General features: G+C 62.2%; 20 protein-coding genes. 16 read left to right on the forward strand and 4 right to left on the reverse strand.

The features are described 5' to 3' along the window. Nucleotides 1–90: 90 nt before the first annotated feature. Both rpsB and tsf read left to right on the forward strand, forming a co-directional pair. Nucleotides 91–879: a 30S ribosomal protein S2 gene (gene rpsB, locus EN949_RS17615; protein ID WP_013531765.1), complete on the forward strand. Its 789-nt coding sequence runs from the start codon at nucleotides 91–93 to the stop codon at nucleotides 877–879. Between the two features lie 109 nt (nucleotides 880–988). After that, the gene (gene tsf / locus EN949_RS17620) at nucleotides 989–1,909 is read left to right on the forward strand and encodes a translation elongation factor Ts (RefSeq protein WP_013531764.1); all 921 of its coding nucleotides are present in this window, start codon (nucleotides 989–991) and stop codon (nucleotides 1,907–1,909) included. 34 nt (nucleotides 1,910–1,943) lie between these two features. Here the strand turns inward: tsf and EN949_RS17625 are convergent, their stop codons facing one another. Then, nucleotides 1,944–2,870 carry a LysR family transcriptional regulator gene (locus EN949_RS17625; RefSeq protein ID WP_127371741.1) on the reverse strand — a complete coding sequence of 309 codons (927 nt, stop codon included), beginning with the start codon at nucleotides 2,868–2,870 and terminating at the stop codon, nucleotides 1,944–1,946. Nucleotides 2,871–2,986: 116 nt separating this feature from the next. Here EN949_RS17625 and EN949_RS17630 point away from each other — a divergent pair, with 116 nt between their 5' ends. The 13 genes from EN949_RS17630 to lpxB all read left to right on the forward strand — a co-directional run bounded on the left by EN949_RS17630 (nucleotide 2,987) and on the right by lpxB (nucleotide 16,102). Next, nucleotides 2,987–3,514 carry a nuclear transport factor 2 family protein gene (locus EN949_RS17630; protein WP_063167966.1) on the forward strand — a complete coding sequence of 176 codons (528 nt, stop codon included), beginning with the start codon at nucleotides 2,987–2,989 and terminating at the stop codon, nucleotides 3,512–3,514. A 37-nt stretch (nucleotides 3,515–3,551) separates the two neighbouring features. Continuing rightward, complete coding sequence (locus EN949_RS17635; RefSeq protein WP_127370706.1) at nucleotides 3,552–4,661, forward strand: aldo/keto reductase; 1,110 nt, start codon at nucleotides 3,552–3,554, stop codon at nucleotides 4,659–4,661. A 147-nt stretch (nucleotides 4,662–4,808) separates the two neighbouring features. Beyond that, a complete protein-coding gene (gene pyrH, locus EN949_RS17640) occupies nucleotides 4,809–5,531 on the forward strand; it encodes a UMP kinase (RefSeq protein ID WP_013531760.1) in 723 nt (240 codons plus the stop codon). 98 nt (nucleotides 5,532–5,629) lie between these two features. Continuing rightward, complete coding sequence (gene frr, locus EN949_RS17645; RefSeq protein WP_013531759.1) at nucleotides 5,630–6,184, forward strand: ribosome recycling factor; 555 nt, start codon at nucleotides 5,630–5,632, stop codon at nucleotides 6,182–6,184. Nucleotides 6,185–6,218: 34 nt separating this feature from the next. After that, a complete protein-coding gene (locus tag EN949_RS17650) occupies nucleotides 6,219–6,953 on the forward strand; it encodes an isoprenyl transferase (RefSeq protein WP_013531758.1) in 735 nt (244 codons plus the stop codon). Then, nucleotides 6,950–7,765 (forward strand): phosphatidate cytidylyltransferase, encoded by an 816-nt coding sequence (locus tag EN949_RS17655; protein WP_013531757.1) that lies wholly within the window; start codon nucleotides 6,950–6,952, stop codon nucleotides 7,763–7,765. The genes EN949_RS17650 and EN949_RS17655 overlap by 4 nt, the downstream gene beginning before the upstream one ends. A gap of 103 nt (nucleotides 7,766–7,868) precedes the next feature. Continuing rightward, nucleotides 7,869–9,011, forward strand: coding sequence for an RIP metalloprotease RseP (gene rseP, locus EN949_RS17660; RefSeq protein WP_024503348.1), 1,143 nt, complete (start codon nucleotides 7,869–7,871; stop codon nucleotides 9,009–9,011). Between the two features lie 217 nt (nucleotides 9,012–9,228). Further along, nucleotides 9,229–11,601: an outer membrane protein assembly factor BamA gene (bamA, locus tag EN949_RS17665; protein ID WP_027161557.1), complete on the forward strand. Its 2,373-nt coding sequence runs from the start codon at nucleotides 9,229–9,231 to the stop codon at nucleotides 11,599–11,601. A gap of 75 nt (nucleotides 11,602–11,676) precedes the next feature. Next, nucleotides 11,677–12,735, forward strand: coding sequence for a UDP-3-O-(3-hydroxymyristoyl)glucosamine N-acyltransferase (gene lpxD / locus EN949_RS17670; protein ID WP_013531754.1), 1,059 nt, complete (start codon nucleotides 11,677–11,679; stop codon nucleotides 12,733–12,735). Further along, nucleotides 12,728–13,195: a 3-hydroxyacyl-ACP dehydratase FabZ gene (fabZ, locus tag EN949_RS17675; protein WP_013531753.1), complete on the forward strand. Its 468-nt coding sequence runs from the start codon at nucleotides 12,728–12,730 to the stop codon at nucleotides 13,193–13,195. The genes lpxD and fabZ overlap by 8 nt, the downstream gene beginning before the upstream one ends. A gap of 13 nt (nucleotides 13,196–13,208) precedes the next feature. Then, nucleotides 13,209–14,042 (forward strand): acyl-ACP--UDP-N-acetylglucosamine O-acyltransferase, encoded by an 834-nt coding sequence (lpxA, locus tag EN949_RS17680; protein ID WP_013531752.1) that lies wholly within the window; start codon nucleotides 13,209–13,211, stop codon nucleotides 14,040–14,042. Continuing rightward, a complete protein-coding gene (locus EN949_RS17685) occupies nucleotides 14,014–14,931 on the forward strand; it encodes an LpxI family protein (protein ID WP_127365867.1) in 918 nt (305 codons plus the stop codon). Before lpxA ends, EN949_RS17685 begins: the two co-directional genes overlap by 29 nt. Then, nucleotides 14,924–16,102, forward strand: coding sequence for a lipid-A-disaccharide synthase (gene lpxB, locus EN949_RS17690; RefSeq protein ID WP_013531750.1), 1,179 nt, complete (start codon nucleotides 14,924–14,926; stop codon nucleotides 16,100–16,102). The genes EN949_RS17685 and lpxB overlap by 8 nt, the downstream gene beginning before the upstream one ends. A gap of 55 nt (nucleotides 16,103–16,157) precedes the next feature. On the opposite strand, the gene gltA is transcribed toward lpxB, so the two are convergent. Beyond that, complete coding sequence (gene gltA / locus EN949_RS17695; RefSeq protein WP_013531749.1) at nucleotides 16,158–17,483, reverse strand: citrate synthase; 1,326 nt, start codon at nucleotides 17,481–17,483, stop codon at nucleotides 16,158–16,160. A 184-nt stretch (nucleotides 17,484–17,667) separates the two neighbouring features. After that, entirely contained in the window at nucleotides 17,668–19,092 is a 1,425-nt protein-coding gene (gene gltX / locus EN949_RS17700) for a glutamate--tRNA ligase (RefSeq protein ID WP_013531748.1), read from the reverse strand. Nucleotides 19,093–19,194: 102 nt separating this feature from the next. On the opposite strand from gltX, the gene EN949_RS17705 reads away from it, so the two are divergent. Continuing rightward, nucleotides 19,195–21,657 (forward strand): ComEC/Rec2 family competence protein, encoded by a 2,463-nt coding sequence (locus tag EN949_RS17705; protein ID WP_013531747.1) that lies wholly within the window; start codon nucleotides 19,195–19,197, stop codon nucleotides 21,655–21,657. Here EN949_RS17705 and lexA read toward each other — a convergent pair. Continuing rightward, nucleotides 21,651–22,391, reverse strand: a complete 741-nt coding sequence (lexA, locus tag EN949_RS17710) for a transcriptional repressor LexA (protein WP_013531746.1) — start codon at nucleotides 22,389–22,391, stop codon at nucleotides 21,651–21,653. The genes EN949_RS17705 and lexA overlap by 7 nt on opposite strands. Between the last annotated feature and the right edge of the window lie 293 nt (nucleotides 22,392–22,684).

The raw sequence follows: 22,684 nt of genomic DNA on the forward strand, positions 1-22,684 counted from the left end.
GGAGAAATCCGGCTGAAACCTCCGGTGGCGTTCGAGGACAAAGTCCAAAAATGCCTGTGTCCGTGGAGGCTAACCGGAAAGGAACTTTGAATGGCACTGCCTGATTTCAGCATGCGCCAGCTTTTGGAAGCTGGCATTCACTTCGGCCACCAGACCCATCGCTGGAACCCGAAAATGGCGCCCTACATCTATGGCGCCCGCAACAACATCCACATCATCGACCTCTCGCAGACGGTGCCTTTGCTGCACCAGGCGCTGAAGCAGGTTTCCGACACCGTCGCCAAGGGCGGCCGCGTGCTGTTCGTCGGCACCAAGCGCCAGGCGTCCGACATCGTCGCCGATGCGGCACAGCGTTCGGCTCAGTACTACGTCAACTCGCGTTGGCTCGGCGGCATGCTGACCAACTGGAAGACGATCTCGAATTCGATCCAGCGCCTGCGCAAGCTCGACGAGATGCTGGCCGGCGAGGCGCAAGGGTTGACCAAGAAGGAACGCCTGAACCTCGACCGCGAGCGCGAGAAGCTCGACAAGGCCCTGGGCGGCATCAAGGACATGGGCTCGACGCCCGACCTGATGTTCGTGATCGACACCAACAAGGAAGCGATCGCCATTCTCGAGGCCAAGCGCCTCGGCATTCCGGTCGTCGCCATCATCGATTCGAACTGCGATCCGGACAAGATCGACTTCCCGATCCCCGGCAATGACGACGCGGCCCGCGCCATCCAGCTCTATTGCGATCTGATCGCCAAGGCTGCGATCGACGGCATCGCCCGTCAGCAGGGCGCGCTCGGCGTCGACATCGGCGCTTCGATCGAAGCTCCCGTCGAACCGGCGCTCGACCCGGCTCCGGCCCCGGCTGCAGACGCTCCGGAAGCTTGATAATCGAAGGCCGGTTGCGGCCTTCATCTTTCTCATATTCTGGCACGCTAAACAGACGCACCATCGAATACCGATGGTGCGTCGGTGCATTTAAAACAAAGAGGCGACAATGAGCATTTCGGCTGCACAGGTCAAAGAACTCCGCGACTTGACCGGCGCGGGCATGATGGATTGCAAGGCGGCGTTGACCGAGACCAACGGCAACATGGAAGAGGCCGTCGACTGGCTGCGCAAGAAGGGTATCTCCAAGGCTGACAAGAAGGCTGGCCGCACCGCGGCTGAGGGCCTGATCGGCGTCGACAACGGCGTGCGCGAGGCTGCCGTCGTGGAAGTCAATTCCGAGACCGACTTCGTTGCCCGCAACGCCGCGTTTCAGGAAATCGTCGCCAATGTTGCCAAGGTTGCGCTGGCCTACGGCACGACGGAGGCTGTGGCCGCCGCAAAGTATCCAGGTTCCGACAAGTCGGTTGCCGACACCATCAAGGACGCTGTCGGCACCATCGGCGAAAACATGGGCTTCCGCCGCTCGGCCAAGCTCACCGTCCCGCACGGTGCTGTCGCCACCTACGTCCACAACGCAGTTGCCGATGGTCTTGGCAAGCTCGGCGTTCTGGTCGCGATCGAGACCACGGGCAATGAGCATGCCGCCAACGCCTTTGGCCGCCAGGTTGCCATGCATGTCGCCGCCACCAACCCGCTGGCGCTGACGGCCGAGCAGATCGATCCGGCTGCGGTCGAGCGCGAGAAGGCGATCTTCGCCGATCAGGCGCGCCAGTCCGGCAAGCCGGAAGCGATCATCGAAAAGATGGTCGAAGGCCGCCTACGCAAGTTCTATGAGGAAGTCGTGCTCCTGAAGCAGGCCTTCGTGCTCAATCCCGACATCACTGTCGAGCAGGCACTGAAGGATGCCGAGAAGGAAATCGGCGCTCCGGCCAAGATTTCCGCCTATCTGCGCTTTGCGCTCGGCGAAGGCATTGAAAAGGAAGAGACCGATTTCGCGGCGGAAGTCGCGGCTGCGGTGAAGAAATAATCCTTACAAATAGCCCCTGAAGGGGCTTCTCAGCTCAGGCAACTCGGCCGGGTGTCCGCAAGGATGCCCGGCCGATTTCTTGTGCGGTGTCGATAAAGGCCCTGAGCTTCGGCGCCATTGACGCCCGGCGCGGGAAATAGAGGAATAGCCCCGGTTCCTCGATCGCCGTCTGCGGCAGCACCTGGACCAGGCGGCCCGCGGCAAGATCGGCGCGCGCCAGCGGCTCGAAGACATAGGCAAGCCCGACGCCTGCAAGCGCAAGATCGATTGCTGCGAGCGAATCCGTCACGACAACGCTGCCCCGCGTCTCCATGGCGATGTCCTTGCCATCCTCGATCAGATCCCAGCGATAGAGCGCACCGGAGCGGACGAGCCGGTAGCCAATACAATTGTGGCTCGCCAAATCGGCAACGCTGCTGGGACGGCCGTGCCTTCCGATGTAAGCGGGCGAGGCGACAATGACGACGGAGAACGGCGGCGTCAGCCGGACCGCGACCATGTCCTGGGCGATCATCTCGCCAAGCCGGATGCCGGCATCGAAGCCTTCGCCGACGATATCAACCAGACCCTGGTCAGCGAAGACCTCCACCGTAACCTCCGGATAGCGTTCGGCCATCGCCGCCACCACCGGCGTCACCGCCAATGGTATGGCGATGTTGGAGGCGTTGATCCTGAGCAGGCCAGACGGCCTGCCTTTGACGCTGCGGATACGGTCCATCCGCTCGGCAATATCCTGGAGGGCCGGAGCCGCCGTTTCCACCAGCGCCTTGCCGGCCTCGGTGAGCGAAACGCTGCGCGTCGTCCGTGCGAACAAAGGCTGGCCGATCCGCTCTTCGACAATGCGCACCGCATGGCTGACTGCCGAAGGGCTCATGCCGAGTTCGGCGGCGGCAAGCGCGAAGCCGCCGCGTCGGGCCACGGCGACGATCACAGGCAGGTGAGTGAGCAGGTCCCGGTACATTCATGCATGATATCGCATGGTCCATGCGAACAATGCAATCTTATCGATGTCGGCCGAGCGGTCCACATTGCCGGCCGCACGTCGGCGATGGGCTGATGGCATCGAGGAGAAAAAACATGAATGCGTTGAAGCGCGTAACTTTCGCGGCAGGCATGGCGTTGGCGCCGATGGACGCCGGCGGGGCGGAGCCATCAGACTGGCGGGCCCTCGCAGACGAACGCGCGGTCATTCGCATCGCCGATGCCATCGACCGGGCCGTCGACGCCCAGGACTGGAAGCTTGCACGCAGCTATTTCGCGGATCGGGCCACTGCCGATTTCAGCAGCCTTTCCGGACAGCCGGCGGCCAACATCGCTTCCGACGACCTGATTGGCGCCTGGGCGGCCAACCTCAAGGGCAGCAAGACAAGCCTGCATCTGCGCACCAATCACCAGGTCGTTCTCGAAGGGGACACGGCGACTGTCCTGTCGAACGGCTATGCCTGGAACCGGATGGAAGGCAATGGCGACCCGCTTTGGGAGGTCTGGGGCACCTATGAGCATCACCTGACGCGTTTTGCGGATGGCTGGAAGGTCGATGGCTTTGCGTTCCGCATGACACACGAGCGCGGCAATCCCTGGGTCAAGACCACTCCGGGCCAGTGACGCTCGGGCATCTATCACCAAGCATTGGAAGACGATTATGACCATGACCTACTACACTCTTGGCAACAGCGGCCTCAGGGTCAGCCGGCTGGCGCTGGGCACGATGACTTTCGGCACGGAATGGGGCTGGGGAGCCGACAGGGATACGGCGCGGGCGATGTTCGACGCCTATGTCGAGGCGGGCGGCAATTTCTTCGACACGGCGGATCTCTACACAGACGGCACGGCCGAAGCCTGGCTTGGCGAATTCATCGCCGAGCGCGGCTTGCGCGACATGGCGGTGATCGCCAGCAAGTTCACCATGAACATGCAGCCCGGCAATCCGAATGCCGGCGGCAATGGCCGCAAGAACATCATGCGGGCCGTCGATGCTTCGCTGAAACGGTTGGGGACCGACTATATCGATCTCTATCTCATGCATGTCTGGGACAGGCTGACCCCGGCCGAGGAGGTCATGCGCACGCTGGACGACCTGGTTCGGATGGGCAAGGTGCGCCATGTCGGTCTTTCGGATGTGCCCGCCTGGTATGCGGGCCGCGCACAGGCGATCGCCGAATTGCGCGGATATGAGCCGGTTTCGGCGCTACAGCTCGAATATTCATTGGCCGAACGCGCGATCGAGAATGAGTTCGTGCCATTCGGCACGCGCCATGGCGCCGGCATCATGGTGTGGAGCCCGCTGGCCAGCGGACTGCTGAGCGGCAAGTATCGGCCGGCTCAGGCCGGAACCGCGGGCCGGCTCGACGGATTTCGCAACTCGACGCATCCGGGGTTCCAAAAGTTCACGCAACGCAACTGGGCTATCGTGGCCGAACTCGAGAAGGTCGCATCCGAGATCGGCCGCAGCATGCCTCAGGTCGCGCTCAACTGGGTAGCGACGCAGCCGGGGATCGCGACCGTCATTCTCGGTGCGACGACGCTCAGCCAAATGCAGGACAATCTTGGCGCGCTGGATTTCGAGATTCCGAAAGCGCATCGCGACCGGCTGGAGAGGGTCAGCAGAACTCCAGCGCCGTTTCCCTATTCCTATTTCGGCTCGCAGATACAGGCGCGCGTCACCGGCGGCGCGACAACCGGCGACAAGCCCTCCAACTACGTGTCACCGGTGCTTATCGAAGGAGAGTCGGCCAGCGTGTCCACCAATTGATTGATGGGACAGGAAACCGGCGAATTTGCCGTTTGGGCGCCGCGTGACATCGCGGCGCCCTTCGTGTATCGGAACGCCATTGTTTCGAGGCGGCGCCTGCGCGAGGGTAGCCACCGAAATGCGCCACATGCAAATGAAGAGGCCCAGATGACGGTGAAGCCCCTCTACCGACGTGTCTTGTTGAAAGCGTCGGGCGAAGCGTTGATGGGCGAGCAGCATTTCGGCATCGACGTTTCAGTGGTGGATCGCATCGCCGGCGACATCGCCGAGGCGCGTGCATTGGGCATCGAGGTCGGTGTCGTCATCGGCGGCGGCAACATCTTTCGCGGCGTGGCCGTTGCCTCCAAGGGCGGCGACCGTGTCACCGGCGACCACATGGGCATGCTTGCCACGGTGATCAACTCGCTGGCGCTGCGCACGTCGTTGAACAAGATCGGCGTCGACGCCGTGGTGCTTTCGGCGATCGCCATGCCCGAACTTTGCGAGAGCTTTTCGCAGCGCCAGGCGACTGCCTACATGAACCAGGGCAAGGTGGTGATCTTCGCCGGCGGCACCGGTAATCCGTTCTTCACCACTGATTCGGCCGCCGCCCTCCGCGCGGCTGAAATCGGCGCCGACGCACTGTTCAAGGGTACTCAGGTCGACGGCGTCTACTCGGCGGACCCGAAGAAGGACCCGAATGCGACGCGTTTCGAGCGCATCAGCCATGGCGAAGTCATAAATCGCGGCCTTTCCATCATGGATACTGCAGCGATTGCACTTGCGCGCGAAAACAACATTCCGATAATCGTCTATTCGATCCACGAAAAAGGTGGTTTCGGCGATATTCTGAGGGGCGGCGGCCGCTGCACGGTCGTCGCGGACGATTGATCGGCGGCCTGGCCCGAAGGGAAACCGGTTTTCGAAGGTCCGATTCGAAGACGGCCCCGAAGCAGTGAGCCCGCATTAGACGGGTCGAGGAGATAAAGATGAGTGGTGAGTACGACGATCTCAAGCGGCGCATGGATGGGGCCATCGCCGCGTTCAAGCATGATCTGGCTTCGCTGCGGACCGGTCGCGCCTCCAGCAATCTGCTCGATGCGATCCAGGTGCAGGCCTATGGCACCACCATGCCGATCAACCAGGTCGCCAACGTCTCGGTGCCGGAGCCGCGCATGATCTCGGTATCGGTATGGGACAAGTCGATGGTCGGCGCGGTCGACCGCGCGATCCGCGAATCCAATCTGGGTTTCAACCCGATCGTGGACGGCACCAACCTCAGGATTCCGCTTCCCGAACTCAACGAACAGCGACGCAAGGAACTGGTCAAGATCTCGCACACCTACGCCGAGAACGCCCGGGTCGCCGCGCGCCATGTGCGCCGCGACGGCATGGACTTCCTGAAGAAGGCGGAGAAGGACGGCGACATCAGCGAGGACGATCAGCGCAAGCGCTCGGACCAGGTTCAGAAACTTACCGACGAGACGATCAGCACCATCGACCACCTGCTTTCCGATAAGGAAGCTGAAATCATGCAGGTTTAGGGTCTTGGCCTCCGGCTGACCCGAAAGCGAGAACATGGCAACGCCCGCGCATGTCGCGATCATCATGGACGGAAACGGACGCTGGGCCAAGGCGCGCGGCTTGCCTCGTCTTGCGGGCCATCGTGCCGGCGTCGAGGCGCTGCGCAAGACGGTGCGCGCAGCACCCGGGCTCGGCATCTCCTACCTGACCGTCTACGCTTTCTCGTCGGAGAACTGGTCGCGGCCGAAATCCGAGGTCAGCGACCTGATGGGCCTTCTGAAAATGTTCATCCGCCGTGACCTTGCCGAACTGCACCAGAGCGGTGTGCGGGTTAGAATCATCGGCGACCGGGCAGGGCTGCAGCCCGATATCAGGGGACTGCTCGACGAGGCCGAAACGCTGACGGCCGCAAACGAATCGCTGACGCTGGTGATCGCCTTCAACTATGGCGGACGCGACGAGATCGTTCGCACGGCGCAAAAGCTCGCTTTGGCCGTGGCGCGTGGCGAACTCGACGCCGAGGCGATATCTGCCGAAAGCTTTGCCGTTGCGCTTGATACGCAAGGCATTCCCGACCCGGAACTGGTCATTCGCACCAGCGGCGAGCTTCGGCTGTCGAATTTCCTCCTGTGGCAGGCCGCCTATAGCGAGCTCGTCTTCCTGCCTTGCTACTGGCCCGACTTCAGCCGCGAGCACCTTGCCGAGGCCTTGCGTGAGTTTGCTGGCCGCGAACGCCGGTTCGGTGGACTTGGAGGCCAGGACGTCGCTTCGCGACCGGCCGCGGGATGAGCAATCTCCAGCTGCGTGTCGTTTCGGCGATCGTGCTCGCCATCATCACTCTCGGTCTGACCTGGATCGGCGGTCTGCCGTTCCGGCTGCTGTGCGCCGTGATATCGGCGGCGATCTTCTATGAATGGACCCGCATGTCGCGCCCGACCGGGGTCACGGGCCTGGGTTTCCTGCCGGAAGCATTGCTGGTCGTCTTCGTTGGCGCCTTGATCGGCGGCCTGGCCGCCTCCTGGCTGCTACCGCTTGTGGCGGCCATTGTTGCCGCAACGGCGATAGCCGCCTCGCTTCGCAAGACCGGACAATGGGATGCGAGCGGCCTCGCCTATGCCGCGGTTTCAGGCCTGTCGCTCGCCTTGCTGCGCGATGGCGATCGTTCGGGCCTCATTGCCATCCTGTTCCTGTTTGCGGTCGTCTGGGCCACCGATATCCTTGCCTATTTCGTTGGCCGTGCCGTTGGGGGGCCGAAACTGGCGCCCTCTATCTCGCCCGGCAAGACGCGCAGCGGCGCGCTCGGCGGTGCGCTCGGCGGCGTCGTCGCCGGGCTGGTCCTCGCCGTAGCTGCCGGTGTCGGCAATCTGGCATTGCTCGGCCTGGTGGCGCTCGTGCTGTCGATTGTCTCGCAGGCAGGCGACCTGTTTGAATCCTGGGTCAAGCGCCGCCATGGCCGCAAGGACTCAGGCGCGCTCATCCCGGGCCATGGCGGCGTCATGGATCGTGTCGATGGGCTTGTCGCAGCCGCATTCGCCCTATACGTCATCGGCTGGATTTCGGCGAACGCCGATCATCCGGCGCAGGGTCTGTTTCCCGTTTGAGTGGTGTCATTTCAGGTCCTTTGCGCGATGCGCCTTGGATTCGCCCGGATTGGTGTCACAGTCACGGCGCAGTCTGCGCCGTGGAAGAATTTGAGGGTTTGTCTTGAACGAGATTCTTCACGCGCTTTTCAGCACACAAGGCTTTGTCCTCGGCACGCTGGTGCCATTCCTCTTCGTGCTGACCGTGGTCGTGTTCGTCCACGAAATGGGCCATTACCTTGTCGGGCGCTGGTGCGGCATCGGCGTCAGGGCCTTCTCGATCGGCTTCGGCCCGGAACTCTTCGGCTTCAACGACAGCCACGGCACGCGCTGGAAACTGTGTGCGATACCGCTTGGCGGCTATGTCAAATTCGTCGGCGACATGAACGCCACATCGAGCCAGCCGACGTCGGAAGAAATTGAAACGCTGACCGCGGAAGAGCGCAAGGTCGCCTTCCACACGCAGCCGATCTGGAAGCGCGCGGCAACGGTGGTGGCCGGACCGCTGTTCAATTTCCTGCTGACGATCGTCGTCTTTTCCGTGCTGTTCACCGCCTATGGCCGCTATGTCGCCGAGCCGATGGTGGCCGAGGTGACCGCCGACAGCCCGGCGGCGAAGGCCGGCATCCTTCCCGGCGACCGATTCGTCAGCGTCGACGGCAACAAGGTCGAAACCTTTGGCGACGTTCAACGCCTGGTCTCGGGCCGTGCGGACGACGCAATCACTTTCGTCATGCTGCGCGACGGCCGGGAGGTCACTGTGACCGCGGCACCGCGGCTGATGGAACAGGAAGACGCGCTCGGCAACAAGGTCAAGGTCGCTGTAATCGGTGTCGTCAACAACAAGGAACTCGGCCAGCCACGGCTCATCACCTACACGCCTGTTGGAGCTGTCGCGGCAGCGGTCGAGGAAACCGGTCACGTCATCCAGCGCACCGGCCAGTTCCTGCAGCGCTTTGTTGTCGGGCGCGAAGACAAATGTCAGCTGGGCGGCCCGGTGAAGATCGCCGACATGGCGGGCAGGGCTGCGAAACTGGGATTCGAATGGCTCGTGCAGCTGGTTGCACTGCTATCCGTTGGCATCGGAATTCTGAACCTTTTGCCGATTCCCCCCCTCGACGGCGGTCACCTCTTGTTCTACGGGGTGGAGGCTGTCATTCGCCGTCCGGTGTCGGAACGGATGATGGAAATGGCCTATCGGGCCGGGTTGCTTCTGGTGCTGTGCTTCATGGGGTTCGTTTTTTGGAACGATCTGTTTGGGTGCTGAAATCATGAAGAAATTTGGCTTCTGCATGGACGATGTTGAGACGCCGTTTACCATGCAAGGGGATATGAGTGACGCGAAAGCCACGCCGCAGGGTTAAGTAAATACAAATTAACCAGAAGCCTTGCGTGTAGGGAAAATCCGGTTAATACGGTAGGGGAAATTACCGCACGTCCGGTTTTCTCGCCGTGGGGACTACGAGAAAAGGTTATTAAGCCCGATGAAGGCAGCATCCAAGTTTCTAAGCGCCGCGTCCGCGGTGACCCTGTCCGCGGCCATGGTCGTGCCAGGCGCGCTCGCAGTGCAGTTCGTTGCCACATCGGCGGCTGAAGCCGCTGTCGTCAGCAGAGTCGAAGTAAGCGGCAACCAGCGTATCGACGCTGAGACCATCCGCAATTACATCACCATCAAGCCTGGCAAGGCTTTCTCCAGTTCCGATATCGACGGTGCGGTCAAGGCACTGTTTGGCACCGGCCTGTTTTCGGACGTGCAGATCAACCAGGTCGGCTCGACGCTGGTGGTCAAGGTTGCCGAGTATCAGGTTGTCAACCAGGTGCTGTTCCAGAACAACAAGAAACTCAAGGACAATGCGCTCGCGGCGGCGGTGCAGCTGAAGCCGCGCGGAACGTTCTCGCAGGCGACGCTCGATGCCGACGTGGAGTCGGTCAAGGCTGCCTACAAGCGCATTGGTCGCGACGACGTGACCGTGACCACGCAGGTCATGCAGCTTGGCGACAATCGCGTGAATGTGGTCTTCAACATTGCCGAAGGCGATCGCACGCAGATCGCGGCGATCAATTTCGTCGGCAACAGCGCCTATTCCAGCCGCCGCCTGTCGGATATCATCAACACCAAGCGTTCGTCCTGGGTTTCCTTCATCCTGCGCGACGACGTCTACGACGACGACAAGCTGCGCGCGGACCAGGAGCTGCTGCGCCGCTTCTACTACAATCACGGCTATGCCGACTTCCAGGTCGTGTCCGCTGTCGGCGAGCTTGACAGCGCGACAAACAAGTACACGGTCACCATCACCGTCCAGGAAGGCGACCGCTACACGTTCGGCGATGTCAGCGTCGAGAGCACGATCCCTGAAGTCGACGGCAAGTCGCTGGAATCGGTGATCGAGACCCACAAGGGTGACGTCTACAACGCCAAGAACGTCGAGGATTCCATCATCGCGCTGACCGAGAAGGTGGCCGGTTCCGGCTATGCCTTCGCGCAGGTCACGCCGCGCGGCGACCGCAATTTCGAGAACCACACCATTTCGGTGGTCTATACGATCGACCAGGGCACCAAGGCCTATATCGAGCGCATCGAGATCCGCGGCAACGATCGCACGCGCGACTATGTCATTCGCCGCGAGTTCGACGTCAGCGAAGGCGACGCCTTCAACCAGGTGCTCATCCAGCGCGCGAAAAAGCGCCTGGAAAACTTGAATTACTTTGAGAAAGTCGACATCTCGACTGTGCCGGGTTCGCAGCCCGACCAGGTCGTTCTGGTGGTCGACGTGGTTGAGAAGTCGACCGGCGAGTTCTCGGTGGGTGCTGGTTATTCGACCGGTGGCGACACGGCCGGTCCGTCGGTCGAAGGATCGGTGACCGAGCGCAACTTCCTCGGCCGCGGCCAGTTCATCAAGGTGTCTGCGGGCGGCGGCAAGAATTCGCGCGACTACAGCCTGTCCTTCACCGAGCCTTATTTCCTCGGACGGCGCATCGCCGCCGGTTTCGACATCTTCAAGCAAACCCGGAACTACGATCATTACGACAGTGACACCACGGGTGCGACCGTGCGTTTCGGCCTGCCGATCACCGACAGCATCACGACGCAGCTAGCTTACAACATCTCGCAAGAGAAATATAAGCTGGATGATGATTGCGTGACCGGTGGCATTTATGATCCCCTTAAGTGCAATGTTTCCGACGCTATCCTGGATGGCATAGAGCAGAGCCCATGGATCAAGTCTTCGGTTAGCCTGGGATTGGTCTACAACACCATCGACGACATGAAGAACCCGCACGAGGGTATCTACGCCACCACGACGGTGGAAGTTGCGGGTCTCGGTGGCGATGCAAAGTTCGTGAAGGTCACGGGGCGAGGCAGCATCTACCAGACGCTGTCGGAGCAGTATGATCTGGTCGGACTTATTTCGGGCGGCGCCGGTCATGTCGAAGGCTACGGCGGCGACGGCGATCTGCGCGTGTTCGATCACTTCCAGAGCAGCGACCGCATGATCCGCGGCTTCGCCTACGGCGGCATCGGTCCGGTCGACAACGACGGCGCTGGCGACCATCTGGGCGGCACGACCTATTTTAACGCCTCGGCGGAAGCCCAGTTCCCGCTTCCGGTCGTTCCAGAGAGCTTCGGCCTGCGTGGCGCGGTCTTCGCGGATGCGGCCACGCTCTACGGCAGCAAGGTTGCCAACGACTTGGTCGACCAGTCGACTGTGGGCATGAAGCTGCGCGCTTCGGTCGGTGTTGGCTTGATGTGGGCGTCGCCGTTCGGTCCGATCCGTATCGACTACGCGATCCCGGTCAAGAAGGAAGCGTCTGACGACGTGCAGGAATTCAACTTCGGCATATCGACCCGCTTCTGATCGGCGGCCAACGATGCTCCCGGGTCTTCAGGGTCCGGGAGAAATGTTCCGACCTAGCTGGATATAGCTTCTGGAATGACCGATCCGGTGTTCTTCGCGCCATCACGCCGGTATACGGCGGGCGAAGTCGCGAATCTGACCGGCTCGGTGCTTGTCGATTCCGGCCACTCCAATATTTCGATCGAAGCACTCGCGCCGGCCAGCGAGGGCGGCGAGAATGCGCTCGTCTTTGTCGACGGCAAGCGTAATTCCGCGCTGATGCCGTCGCTGCGGGCTGCCGCGGTCCTGTGCCCGGCGGAATTTGCCGGCAAGGCGCCGGCAAGCGTTGCCGTTCTCATTCATCCGCGCCCGCAACAGGCCTTTGCGCTGATCGGGCGTCTGCTGTTTCCGAGGGCGGCGACACCAGGGCCGATGACCAGTGAAACCGGCGTCTCGCCGCACGCTCATGTCGATGCGACCGCGCATGTCGAAGCCGGTGCCGTCATCGAGGCCGGCGCGGTTATCGGGCCAGGCGCTTCGATCGGCAGCGGTACTGTCATCGCCCCGAATGCGGTCATCGGACAATCCTGCCAGATCGGCCGCGACGGCTATGTCGGTCCGGGCGCCAGCATCCAGTATGCCTTGATCGGCAATCGCGTCATCATTCATGGCGGCGCCAGGATAGGCCAGGATGGTTTTGGGTTCGTCGGCGGGGCCAAGGGTCCCGAACGCGTGCCGCAGATCGGTCGTGTCGTTATCCAGGACGACGTCGAGATCGGCTCCAACACCACCGTCGATCGCGGCGCCATGTCCGATACGATCATCGGCCAAGGCACCAAGATCGACAATCTCGTGCAGATCGCCCATAACGTCCGCATCGGCCGCAATTGCATAATAGCCGGGCTTTCGGGTATTTCGGGTTCTGTGGTCGTGGGTGACAATGTCACCATGGGCGGCGGCGTGGGGCTTGCGGATCACCTGACGATAGGGACAGGGGCCAAGCTTGCCGCCAGAAGTGGATTTATGAGCAATGTCCCTGCAGGCGAGATCTGGGGCGGCTATCCTGCACAGCCGATGGCGGAAGCCATGCGGGAGATAGCCATGCTGCGCAAGCTCGCCAGGACCCGCAAACAGGGCGAGGGAGGCAATGGCTGACATGATCGCGTCGACGACGCTGGAAGCGGTCGACATCATGGGGCTGATGAAGCTCCTGCCGCACCGCTATCCGTTCCTGATGATCGATCGTATCGTCGACATCGATGGTGACGAATCCGCCATCGGCATCAAGAACGTGACCATAAACGAGCCGCATTTTCAGGGCCATTTCCCTGAGCAGCCGGTCATGCCGGGTGTGCTCATCGTTGAGGCGATGGCGCAGACGGCCGGCGCCATCTGTATCCGCAGCCTGGGTACCGAAAAGCCGTCGCTGGTCTATTTCCTGACCATCGACAACGCCAAATTCCGCAAACCGGTCGTTCCCGGCGACCAGTTGAAGATCTATGTCAAGAAAATCAAGAAACGCGGCAACCTGCTCAAATTCGCTTGTGAAGCCATGGTCGACGGCGCCAAGGCGGCCGAGGCCGAGATTTCAGCCATGATGGTCACCAGCGACTGACGATCGAGTGCTTATGAAAATCAAGACATCCATCCATGCTTCTTCCATTGTCGAGGAAGGCGCCAAAATCGGCCAAGGTGTGCGCATCGGGCCGTTCTGCCATGTCGGCGCCGATGTGGTGATCGGCGACGACGTCGAACTGGTCAGTCATGTCTCGGTGATGGGCGCGACGTCGATCGGCGCCTCGACCAAGGTCTACCCGATGGCGACATTGGGCGCGCCGCCGCAGAACACAAAGCACAAGGGCGGCCGAACCACCCTGGTCATCGGCAGGAACTGCACGATCCGCGAAGGCGTGACGATGCATCTCGGCACCGATTCCAGCCGCGGTGAGACGACGGTCGGCGACAACGGCAATTTCCTCGCCTACGCCCATATCGCCCATGATTGCGTCGTCGGCAACAATGCGACGTTCGCCAATGGCGCAACGCTGGGCGGCCACTGCGAGGTCGGTAACAACGTCTATATCGGCGGCCTGACCGCAGTGCATCAGTTTGTCCGCATCGGCGACAACGCCTTTCTGGGCGGCTGCTCCGCGATCGTCGGCGATGTCATCCCCTTCGCCATAGCGGTCGGCAACCGCGCCAGCCTACGCGGCCTCAACATCATCGGCCTCAAGCGCTCCGGCCTGCCAAGGTCCGAAATCCTTGTGCTGCGCAAGGCTTACAGGATGATCTTCGATCGTTCCCGCACCGTTGGCGAGAACATCGAGTTCGCCAAGGCGGAGTTCGCGTCGTCGCCGACCGCCATGAAGATCATCGATTTCATCACCAGTCGCGGCAAGCGGCACTATGCTGTGCCGTCGCTCAAGGGCGGCGATGGCGACGATGTCGATGACGAAGACTGATACAGCGGCAGCGCGTCTTGATCTTCCGCCGGGCTCCAGGGTCGGCATCATTGCCGGCGGCGGCAGTCTGCCGGTCGAAGTCGCGGCCGGTTCGGCTGAACAAGGCTATCCGCCCTTCGTCATCCTGATGGAAGGCGAGGTCGACCGCATCGCGGAGCTCTCCCGATACGATCATGAAAGCCTCGCTCTGGAAGGTATAGGCTCGCTGGTCCCATTGCTACGCCGGCACCGGATCACCCATCTGGTGCTTGCAGGCGAGATCAAGCGCCGACCGCGATTGCTTGCGCTGCGCCCCAGTCTCAGCCTGCTCGCGGTAATTCCGCTGGTCGTCATGGCGCTCGCGCGCGGCGACGATGGCCTGCTGAAGGTCTTGGCGAGGGGCCTCGAAGCCCGTGGAATAAAAGTTGTCGGCGCCCATGAAGTCGTGCCGAGCCTTGTCGCCGCCGAAGGCGTCCTGACCAACGCCGCGCCACAAAAGTCGGACTGGCGTGACATCGAGGCAGGCCTTGACGCAGCAAAGGCCATCGGGGCGCTGGACATCGGCCAGGCCGCGATCGCCATCGGTGGCCGGACCATTGCGCTGGAAGGCATCGAAGGAACAGCCGGATTGCTTGAGCGGGCAAAGCTTTTGCGCGGCCACGGCCGTATTGCGGGCAAGACCCGCGGCGTCCTGGTCAAGTGCGCCAAGCCTGGCCAGGAACTGCGAGCGGATCTTCCGTCCATCGGCCTGCAGACGGTCGAAGCAGCGCATGCAGCCGAGCTTGCCGGGATTGCCGTCGAGGCGGGACGTTCGCTGGTTCTCGAAGGTCCTGAAACCATCGCGCGCGCCAACGCACTCGGCCTGTTCGTCATTGGCCTGCCTGCCACGACGGAGCCGCACAGTGGCTGACAGGGCATTGAAGATCGCGATTGTTGCCGGCGAGGAGTCCGGCGACCTGCTCGGCGCCGACATAGTACGCTCGCTCAGGCAGGCGGCCGGGCGCGAGGTGCAACTCGTCGGCCTCGGCGGCCGTCATTTGCAGACGCTGGGACTGGTCTCGCCATTCGATGCCGGTGAGATCGCCCTCATGGGGTTCAGTGCCGTCCTGCGCGACCTTCCGCGCCTGATGCGGCGGATCAGCCAACTGGCCAAGACCGTTGCCGACGAAAAGCCGGATTGCCTCGTCACCATCGACAGTCCGGACTTTTCGTTGCGCGTCGCCAAAAAGGTGCGTGCGGCCAACCCGTCGATTCCGATCATCCACTATGTCTGCCCGAGCGTGTGGGCGTGGCGGCCGGGCAGGGCGGTCGCGATGAAGCCCTATGTCGACCACATCCTGTGCATCCTGCCTTTCGAGGTTAAGGAGTTGGAGCGGCTCGGCGGGCCATCGGGCACCTATGTTGGGCATCGCCTGACGCACGATGCGGGCTTGCTCGCTGCAGCCAAGGCGCAGGAGCTGCCGCGCGACCTTTCTCCTGATCGGGTCAAAACCCTGCTCGTCCTGCCCGGTTCGCGGCGTGGCGAGGTACGGCGGCTGCTCGACCCGTTCGGCGAGACGGTGTCGATCCTGCGCGCGCGCGGCCACCGCTTGCGGCTGCTGCTGCCGACCGTCCCGCATGTCGCCGACCTCGTCAAATCTTCCGTCAACCGCTGGGATGAAAAGCCTGAGATCATCGTCGATCCCCAGCGCAAATGGCAGGCTTTCGGCAAGGCCGATGCGGCGCTGATCGCGTCCGGGACGGTATCGCTGGAACTGGCGCTGGCCGGCGTGCCGATGATTTCCTGCTACAGGCTCGACCCGGTCGCGCGCATCTTGGCGCCGTACCTCGTTTCCGTCTGGTCGGCGCTGCTGCCCAATCTGATATCGGACCGAGCGCTTATTCCCGAATTCTACGACGGCTATATCAAGCCGAACAATCTTGCCCGGCAATTGGAGGCACTGTTCGCCGACAGCGGCATGCGTGCCTGGCAGAAGGATGGATTTGCAGAGATCAGGCGGCGCATGGCTACGGGTAGACCGTCCGGCGAGATCGCCGCGCAGGTGGTGATGCGGTATGTCAAGAGAGTGAGTAGTCAGTAATCAGCAGAAATGGCCGACTTCACTACTCACTACTCACTACTCACTATTTCCTAATTCACCGCTTGGCGATCGGCACGTAATCCCGCTCCGGTGCACCGGTATAGAGCTGGCGCGGGCGGCCAATCTTCTGGCGCGGATCCTCGATCATCTCTTTCCACTGGGCGATCCAGCCGACGGTGCGGGCGACCGCGAACAGCACGGTGAACATGGTGGTGGGGAAGCCCAGCGCCTTCAGCGTGATGCCGGAATAGAAGTCGACATTCGGGTAGAGCTTCTTCTCGATGAAATAGGAATCGGTCAGCGCGATCTTTTCCAGCTCCATGGCGATGTCGAGCAGCGGATCGTCCTTGATGCCGAGCTCGCCCAGAACCTCATGTGCCGTCTTCTGCATGATCTTGGCGCGCGGATCGTAGTTCTTGTAGACGCGGTGGCCGAAGCCCATCAAGCGGAACGGGTCGTCCTTGTCCTTGGCGCGGGCGATGAATTCCGGGATGTGATCGACATGGCCGATCTCGCCAAGCATGTTGAGCGCCGCTTCATTGGCGCCGCCATGCGCGGGTCCCCACAGGCAGGCTATGCCGGCGGCGATGCACGCAAACGGGTTGGCGCCCGACGAGCCGGCGAGGCGAACGGTCGAGGTCGAGGCATTTTGCTCGTGGTCGGCGTGCAGGATGAAGATGCGTTCCATGGCGCGCGCCAGCACCGGATTGATCTTGTATTCCTCGCAAGGCACGGCAAAGCACATATGCAGGAAGTTGGCGGCAAAGTTCAGCTCGTTCTTCGGGTAAATGAAGGGCTGGCCGATGTGGTATTTGTAGGCCATCGCCGCGATCGTCGGCATCTTGGCGATCAGCCGCATGGAGGCAACCATGCGCTGGTAGGGGTCGGAAATGTCGGTGGAGTCGTGATAAAAGGCCGACAGCGCGCCGACCACGCCGCACATCACCGCCATCGGATGCGCGTCGCGGCGGAAGCCGGTGAAAAAGCGCGACATCTGCTCATGCACCATGGTGTGGCGCGTCACGCGGTAATCGAAATCGTCCTTCTGCGCCTTGGTCGGCAATTCACCGTAGAGCAGGAGATAGCAGACCTCGAGGAAGTCGCCATGTTCGGCCAACTGGTCGATCGGATAGCCGCGGTGCAACAGGATGCCGGCGTCGCCGTCGATGAAGGTGATTTCGGACTCGCAGCTTGCCGTCGAGGTGAAGCCGGGATCGTAGGTGAAAGCGCCGGTGGTTGAGTAGAGCGAGGCGATGTCGATCACATCAGGCCCGACCGAACCGCTTCGCACCTTGAATTCATGGGTCTTGCCGGCGAATTCAAGCGTTGCGGTGGCCTCTTGGGTCTTGCCCAAATCCAGTTTTTTCGCAGCTTCGGTCATTGCAAACTCCTTCTTGTTTCCTCATGCCGGCAAAGGCAAATTTCGCAGAGCGACACGTCGAAAATCACCGCAATGCGCGTATTCGCCACCGCATTTCAGGAGGTGCGTGCCAGATTGGGCCAAGGCCTAATGTTGCACTGCGAAACCCGCCTTTCAATGCCAATCTTCTTGGGCCAGTTTGCTCCTAATCGATTTGATCTGAGATGCGCGCCAGGCTTTCCTCGCGGCCGAGCACGGCGAGCACATCGAACACGCCCGGCGAGGTGCTTTTGCCGGTCAAAGCGGCGCGCAAAGGCTGGGCCACCGCGCCGAGCTTGTGGCTGCCGGCCGCCGCCACCTCGCGGATCGCCGCCTCCGCCGAGGCGGCTGTCCAGTCATCCGCAAGCCCGTTCAAAGCTTCGTGAGCACTGCGCAGGATCTTGCGGGCGTCATCGGTGAGCAGAAGGGCCGCCTTGTCGTCGATCGGCAGCGGTCGCGTGGCAAACAGGAAGGCCGCGCCGTCGACGAGCTCCACCAGCGTCTTGGCGCGCTCCTTCAGGCCCGGAAGCGCTGCCAGCAACTGCGCCTTGGTGCTGTCGTTCAGGCGTGCGGCGATCGCCGGGCCACCTTCGAGGTAGGGCAGGGTGGCGATGAAGATGTCGAACAGTTCGGCATCGCTCATGCGGCGCATATGCGCGCCGTTGATTGCCTCCAGCTTGGCGAAGTCGAAGCGCGCCGCGCCCTTGTTGACGTCGCCGATGTCGAACCAGGAAATCATGTCCTTGATCGACATGATCTCGTCGTCGCCATGGCTCCAGCCGAGACGCGCCAGGTAGTTGAGCAGCGCCTCCGGCAGGTAGCCCATGGCGCGATAAGCCTCGACGCCAAGCGCGCCGTGCCGCTTCGATAGCTTGGCGCCATCGGCGCCGTGGATCAGCGGGATATGCGACATGGACGGCACGTCCCAGCCCATGGCGTTGTAGATGACGGTCTGGCGGGCGGCGTTGGTCAGATGGTCGTCGCCGCGGATGATGTGGGTGACGGCCATGTCATGATCGTCGACGACGACGGCATGCATGTAAGTGGGATTGCCGTCGGAACGCAGGATGATGAAGTCATCGAGATCCTTGTTAGGAAAGCGCACGTCGCCCTGGACCCGGTCATGGACGACGGTCTCGCCTTCGGTCGGCGCCTTGATGCGGATGGCGCCCTTGGCGCCTGCGGGTGCTTCTGAGGGGGCGCGGTCGCGCCAGCGGCCATCGTAGCGGGGTGGCAGCCCCTTGGCTCTGGCGGCCTCGCGCATGGCCTCCAGTTCGGCTGGCGTGGCGTAGCAATAATAGGCCTTGCCGATGCGCACGAGCTCCTCGGCCACCTCGCGGTGGCGGGGCGCACGCTCGAACTGCGACACCGGCTCGCCGTCCCAGCTCAGGCCAAGCCAGGAAAGCCCGTCGAGGATGGCAGCCGTCGCGGCTTCATTGGAGCGTTCGCGATCGGTGTCCTCGATGCGCAGCAGCATCGTGCCACCGGTGTGCTTTGCATACAGCCAGTTGAACAGCGCCGTGCGCGCGCCGCCTATGTGCAAATAGCCGGTGGGCGAAGGGGCAAAACGGGTGACGACCTTGTCGGACATGGAACTCTCGGAAACCATCTGAAGCGGGGTGCGGTCGCGCGGACTTTCGCGCTTTGCGCGTTCATGTAGCATAGGGTGTCGAGGGCGCAAGGGGCAGACCCGATGGCTGAACGAGGCTGGGGCTCGGATCAGGGCGAGGACGCTGCCATTGGCGTCAGCGAACGATCCCTGTTTGCGCCGCTGCCAGCCTCATTGCCGCCGCCGTCGCCCCTCGTGCCGGATCCCGGCAAGGTGCCCTTGCAAACGGGTGTCGCCGCCTCCGTTCCTGTTGCCGGAACCGGCAGGATCGTGCGCGTGCGCCGGCAGATCGGCCTGATATCACTGCCTCGCCTGCGCCACAGCGTGAACACGGCGGCGAGCCTGGAACTCGACCGGGGCGTGGCCTTCCTGCTGGTGCCGGTCTGCCTTGCGATCGGAGCGATCGGCTATTTTTCGCTGACGGCTGAACCCGACTTTGCGAGACCTGTCGCGGTTGTCATCCTGACGGGGATCTGTGCGCTGGTCTCGCGCTCATGGCCAAAGACCCATCTGTGTTTCATGGCGGCACTTTTGTGCGCCCTAGGACTGCTTGCTGCCAAGGTCGAGACGTGGCGTGCGGGCACACAAATGTTGGGCTCGGAAATCTCGACGCAGGTGACCGGCCGCGTCGTCTCGCTCGACCGGATGGAAACTGGCCGTATCCGGCTGACCATCGACGTAACATCGACCGCAAGACCGAAACTGCGCTATGCGCCGGAACGGGTGCGGCTTTCGGCACGCAAGATCCCGGCTGACGTGACCGCAGGCTCTCTCATCACCGGATATGCCAAGCTTTTGCCGCCGACCGGGCCGGTGCGGCCGGACAGCTATGATTTCTCCTTCGACAGCTATTTTGCCGGCATTGGCGGCAGCGGGTTCTTTCTCGGCAATCCCAAGCTTGTCGTCACCGATGATGGCGACATGCCGCTGTCGGCCCGAATTTCCTCCAGCGTGGAAAATGCCCGTGAAGGCATTGCCGACCATATCAGGGCGAGCGTCGGCGGCGCCGAAGGCGAGATCGCCGCGGCGCTGATCGTCGGCGTGCGCGCCGGCATTCCCGACGACATCAATGAGGCGATGCGACGTACCGGCATCTACCACATCATCTCCATTTCGGGACTGCACATGGCTCTGGTCGCCGGCACCATCATGGGGTTGCTGCGCGGCGCCTTCGCCTTGTTTCCCGATTTTTCCGCGCGTCGCCCGGTCAAGAAGTATGCCGCTGCCGCCGCACTGTTCTCGATCGCAGCCTACCTCGTCATCTCAGGTATCGTCGTCGCCGCCGAACGCAGCTTCATCATGCTGGCAGTGATGCTGATTGCAGTTCTGTTCGATCGAGCAGCACTCACCATGCGCAATCTGGCGATCTCGGCGATCGCCGTCATCGTGGTGTCGCCGCATGAGGTGGTCGGCCCGAGTTTTCAAATGTCTTTCGCCGCGACCGCGGCTCTGGTCGGCGCTTATGCCGGCTGGGCGGATCACCGCGCGGGAAAAGCAAGAACGCCGCCGCCGAAGCGATCCTTGCCCGGGTTCCTGACACGAAAATTCCTGCTGGCGGCAATTGGTCTGGCCATGACCTCGATCATCGCCGGCAGCGCCACGACGCTGTTTGCCATCTGGCATTTTCAGCGTGTGTCGCCGCTCAGCCTGTTCGCCAATCTCGCGGTTATGCCGATCGTCACCGTCGTCATGTTCCTGGCCGTCGCCAGCGCGCTGCTGATGCCTTTCGGATTGGATTGGCCAGCTCTCTACCTGATGGGCAAGGGCCTGACGATGATGATCGCCATATCGGGCTGGATCTCCGAGCGTTCGCCTGTCGATGGGGTCGGGCTGATTTCGCAACAGTCGGTCCTGCTGGTGGCCATTGCCCTGGTCATCGCGACGATGGCGACGACATGGCTGCGGCTCGCGGCTCTGCCATTCGCGTTGGCAGGCTTGCTGACCGTCTCGGATACGCGCACGCCCGATGTGCTGATCTCGGAAGACGCCCGGCTGGTGGCGTTGCCGATCGGTGGCGGTGAGCTTGCCGTCAGCCGGCAACGGCCGAACGAATTCACCGTCGACAACTGGAAACGCGCGCTGACATCGGAAACCATCGTCGTTCCGGAAGTGTTCGACAACAGCGATGGGCAATTCGACGTCGCGGATGCCGTTGAGCTACCGCCGGGATCGCCGTTCTATTGCTCCTCAGGCGTTTGCGTGGCCAGGCACATGTCCGGTGCGATCATTGCCTATGTCGAGGACCGCAAGGACACCTGGAAAGCCTGCGGCTTCGCCGAGCTGATCGTCGTCAACGATGCCACCGCCTATGACGCCTGTCACAACCCGCTGGTTCTCGTCATCACCAAGCGGCAACTGGCTCGCAAAGGCAGTGCCGCGGTCTTCTTCGATCGCCAATCGGCGACCACGCCGGCGACGATCAGCTTCGCGGTGGACAGCCCATATCGGCCCTGGCACACGCAACGCAAATACTCTCGCGAGGCGAGGGGGCTGGCCCCCTTCAAGAAACCCGAGAAGCCAGTGGTCAACCCACAGCCGTCTCAGTAGCGACGGATCAGGCCGACGAGCTTGCCTTGCACCTTGACCCTGTCCGGCCCGAAAATCCGTGTCTCATAGGCTGGATTGGCGGCTTCGAGAGCAATGGAGGCGCCCTTGCGGCGGAACCGCTTCAGCGTCGCTTCCTCTTCATCGACCAGCGCCACGATGATCTCGCCGGGGCTGGCCGTGTCGGCGTTACGGATGATAACGGTGTCGCCGTCGAAGATGCCGGCCTCGATCATCGAATCGCCCTTGACCTCCAGCGCATAGTGCGCGCCGCCCATGATCATGTCCGGCGGCACCGAAATCGAATGCGTCTGATGCTGGATGGCATCGATCGGCACGCCGGCGGCGATGCGACCCATGACCGGGATCGAAACGGCAGAGACCGCATCGTCGTCATTGCCGGGCGAAGGCATCCGCGAAGGCGCCGGCTTGATCTGCCGGCCAAGAGCACCACCCTGACCAAGACTGCCCTGGATGACGCTTGGCGAAAACTTCTTTGCCGCATTGAGGCCTGGCGCGATGGAGTCCGGCAGCCGCAGCACTTCCAGCGCGCGGGCCCGATTGGGCAGCCGGCGGATAAAGCCGCGCTCCTCAAGGGCCGTGATCAGCCGATGAATCCCGGATTTGGAGGCAAGGTCGAGCGCCTCCTTCATCTCGTCGAAGGATGGCGGAATGCCGCTCTCCTTCAGGCGTTCATGGATGAACATCAGCAGTTCATGTTGCTTGCGTGTCAGCATGGCGGCCCCCAGGTTCCCTGAAACCAGAATCGAAAAACAAACCCAGAACAAACACTATCTGTTCCAGTTGTGTTCTGCAACCGTTTAAAGTTTAATGAATTTGTTAAGGCTGCTGAAATTATTTGGCGCTTGCCAGCGGGTTACGATCGACGGGCGCCACCTTCGGCAATGCGCCTGCTCACATTGAAATTGTTATGGTTAATGACCTGTGGCTTATCCCCTACCAAAGCTTGGCATTATCTGTCGATCGACCTCGACAAGGGGCGATTGCAACCTTCGGGACGTTCGTTGGC

This window comes from Mesorhizobium sp. M7A.F.Ca.US.007.01.2.1 (genome assembly GCF_003998165.1).
GTDB lineage: Bacteria > Pseudomonadota > Alphaproteobacteria > Rhizobiales > Rhizobiaceae > Mesorhizobium > Mesorhizobium ciceri.

Bases quoted from the DNA above. Each gene is read 5' to 3' on its own strand.
- rpsB (WP_013531765.1), top strand. From the start codon at position 91: ATGGCACTGCCTGATTTCAGCATGCGCCAGCTTTTGGAAGCTGGCATT.
- tsf (WP_013531764.1), top strand. From the start codon at position 989: ATGAGCATTTCGGCTGCACAGGTCAAAGAACTCCGCGACTTGACCGGC.
- EN949_RS17625 (WP_127371741.1), bottom strand. From the start codon at position 2,870: ATGTACCGGGACCTGCTCACTCACCTGCCTGTGATCGTCGCCGTGGCC.
- EN949_RS17630 (WP_063167966.1), top strand. From the start codon at position 2,987: ATGAATGCGTTGAAGCGCGTAACTTTCGCGGCAGGCATGGCGTTGGCG.
- EN949_RS17635 (WP_127370706.1), top strand. From the start codon at position 3,552: ATGACCATGACCTACTACACTCTTGGCAACAGCGGCCTCAGGGTCAGC.
- pyrH (WP_013531760.1), top strand. From the start codon at position 4,809: ATGACGGTGAAGCCCCTCTACCGACGTGTCTTGTTGAAAGCGTCGGGC.
- frr (WP_013531759.1), top strand. From the start codon at position 5,630: ATGAGTGGTGAGTACGACGATCTCAAGCGGCGCATGGATGGGGCCATC.
- EN949_RS17650 (WP_013531758.1), top strand. From the start codon at position 6,219: ATGGCAACGCCCGCGCATGTCGCGATCATCATGGACGGAAACGGACGC.
- EN949_RS17655 (WP_013531757.1), top strand. From the start codon at position 6,950: ATGAGCAATCTCCAGCTGCGTGTCGTTTCGGCGATCGTGCTCGCCATC.
- bamA (WP_027161557.1), top strand. From the start codon at position 9,229: ATGAAGGCAGCATCCAAGTTTCTAAGCGCCGCGTCCGCGGTGACCCTG.
- lpxD (WP_013531754.1), top strand. From the start codon at position 11,677: ATGACCGATCCGGTGTTCTTCGCGCCATCACGCCGGTATACGGCGGGC.
- fabZ (WP_013531753.1), top strand. From the start codon at position 12,728: ATGGCTGACATGATCGCGTCGACGACGCTGGAAGCGGTCGACATCATG.
- lpxA (WP_013531752.1), top strand. From the start codon at position 13,209: ATGAAAATCAAGACATCCATCCATGCTTCTTCCATTGTCGAGGAAGGC.
- EN949_RS17685 (WP_127365867.1), top strand. From the start codon at position 14,014: ATGGCGACGATGTCGATGACGAAGACTGATACAGCGGCAGCGCGTCTT.
- gltA (WP_013531749.1), bottom strand. From the start codon at position 17,483: ATGACCGAAGCTGCGAAAAAACTGGATTTGGGCAAGACCCAAGAGGCC.
- gltX (WP_013531748.1), bottom strand. From the start codon at position 19,092: ATGTCCGACAAGGTCGTCACCCGTTTTGCCCCTTCGCCCACCGGCTAT.
- EN949_RS17705 (WP_013531747.1), top strand. From the start codon at position 19,195: ATGGCTGAACGAGGCTGGGGCTCGGATCAGGGCGAGGACGCTGCCATT.
- lexA (WP_013531746.1), bottom strand. From the start codon at position 22,391: ATGCTGACACGCAAGCAACATGAACTGCTGATGTTCATCCATGAACGC.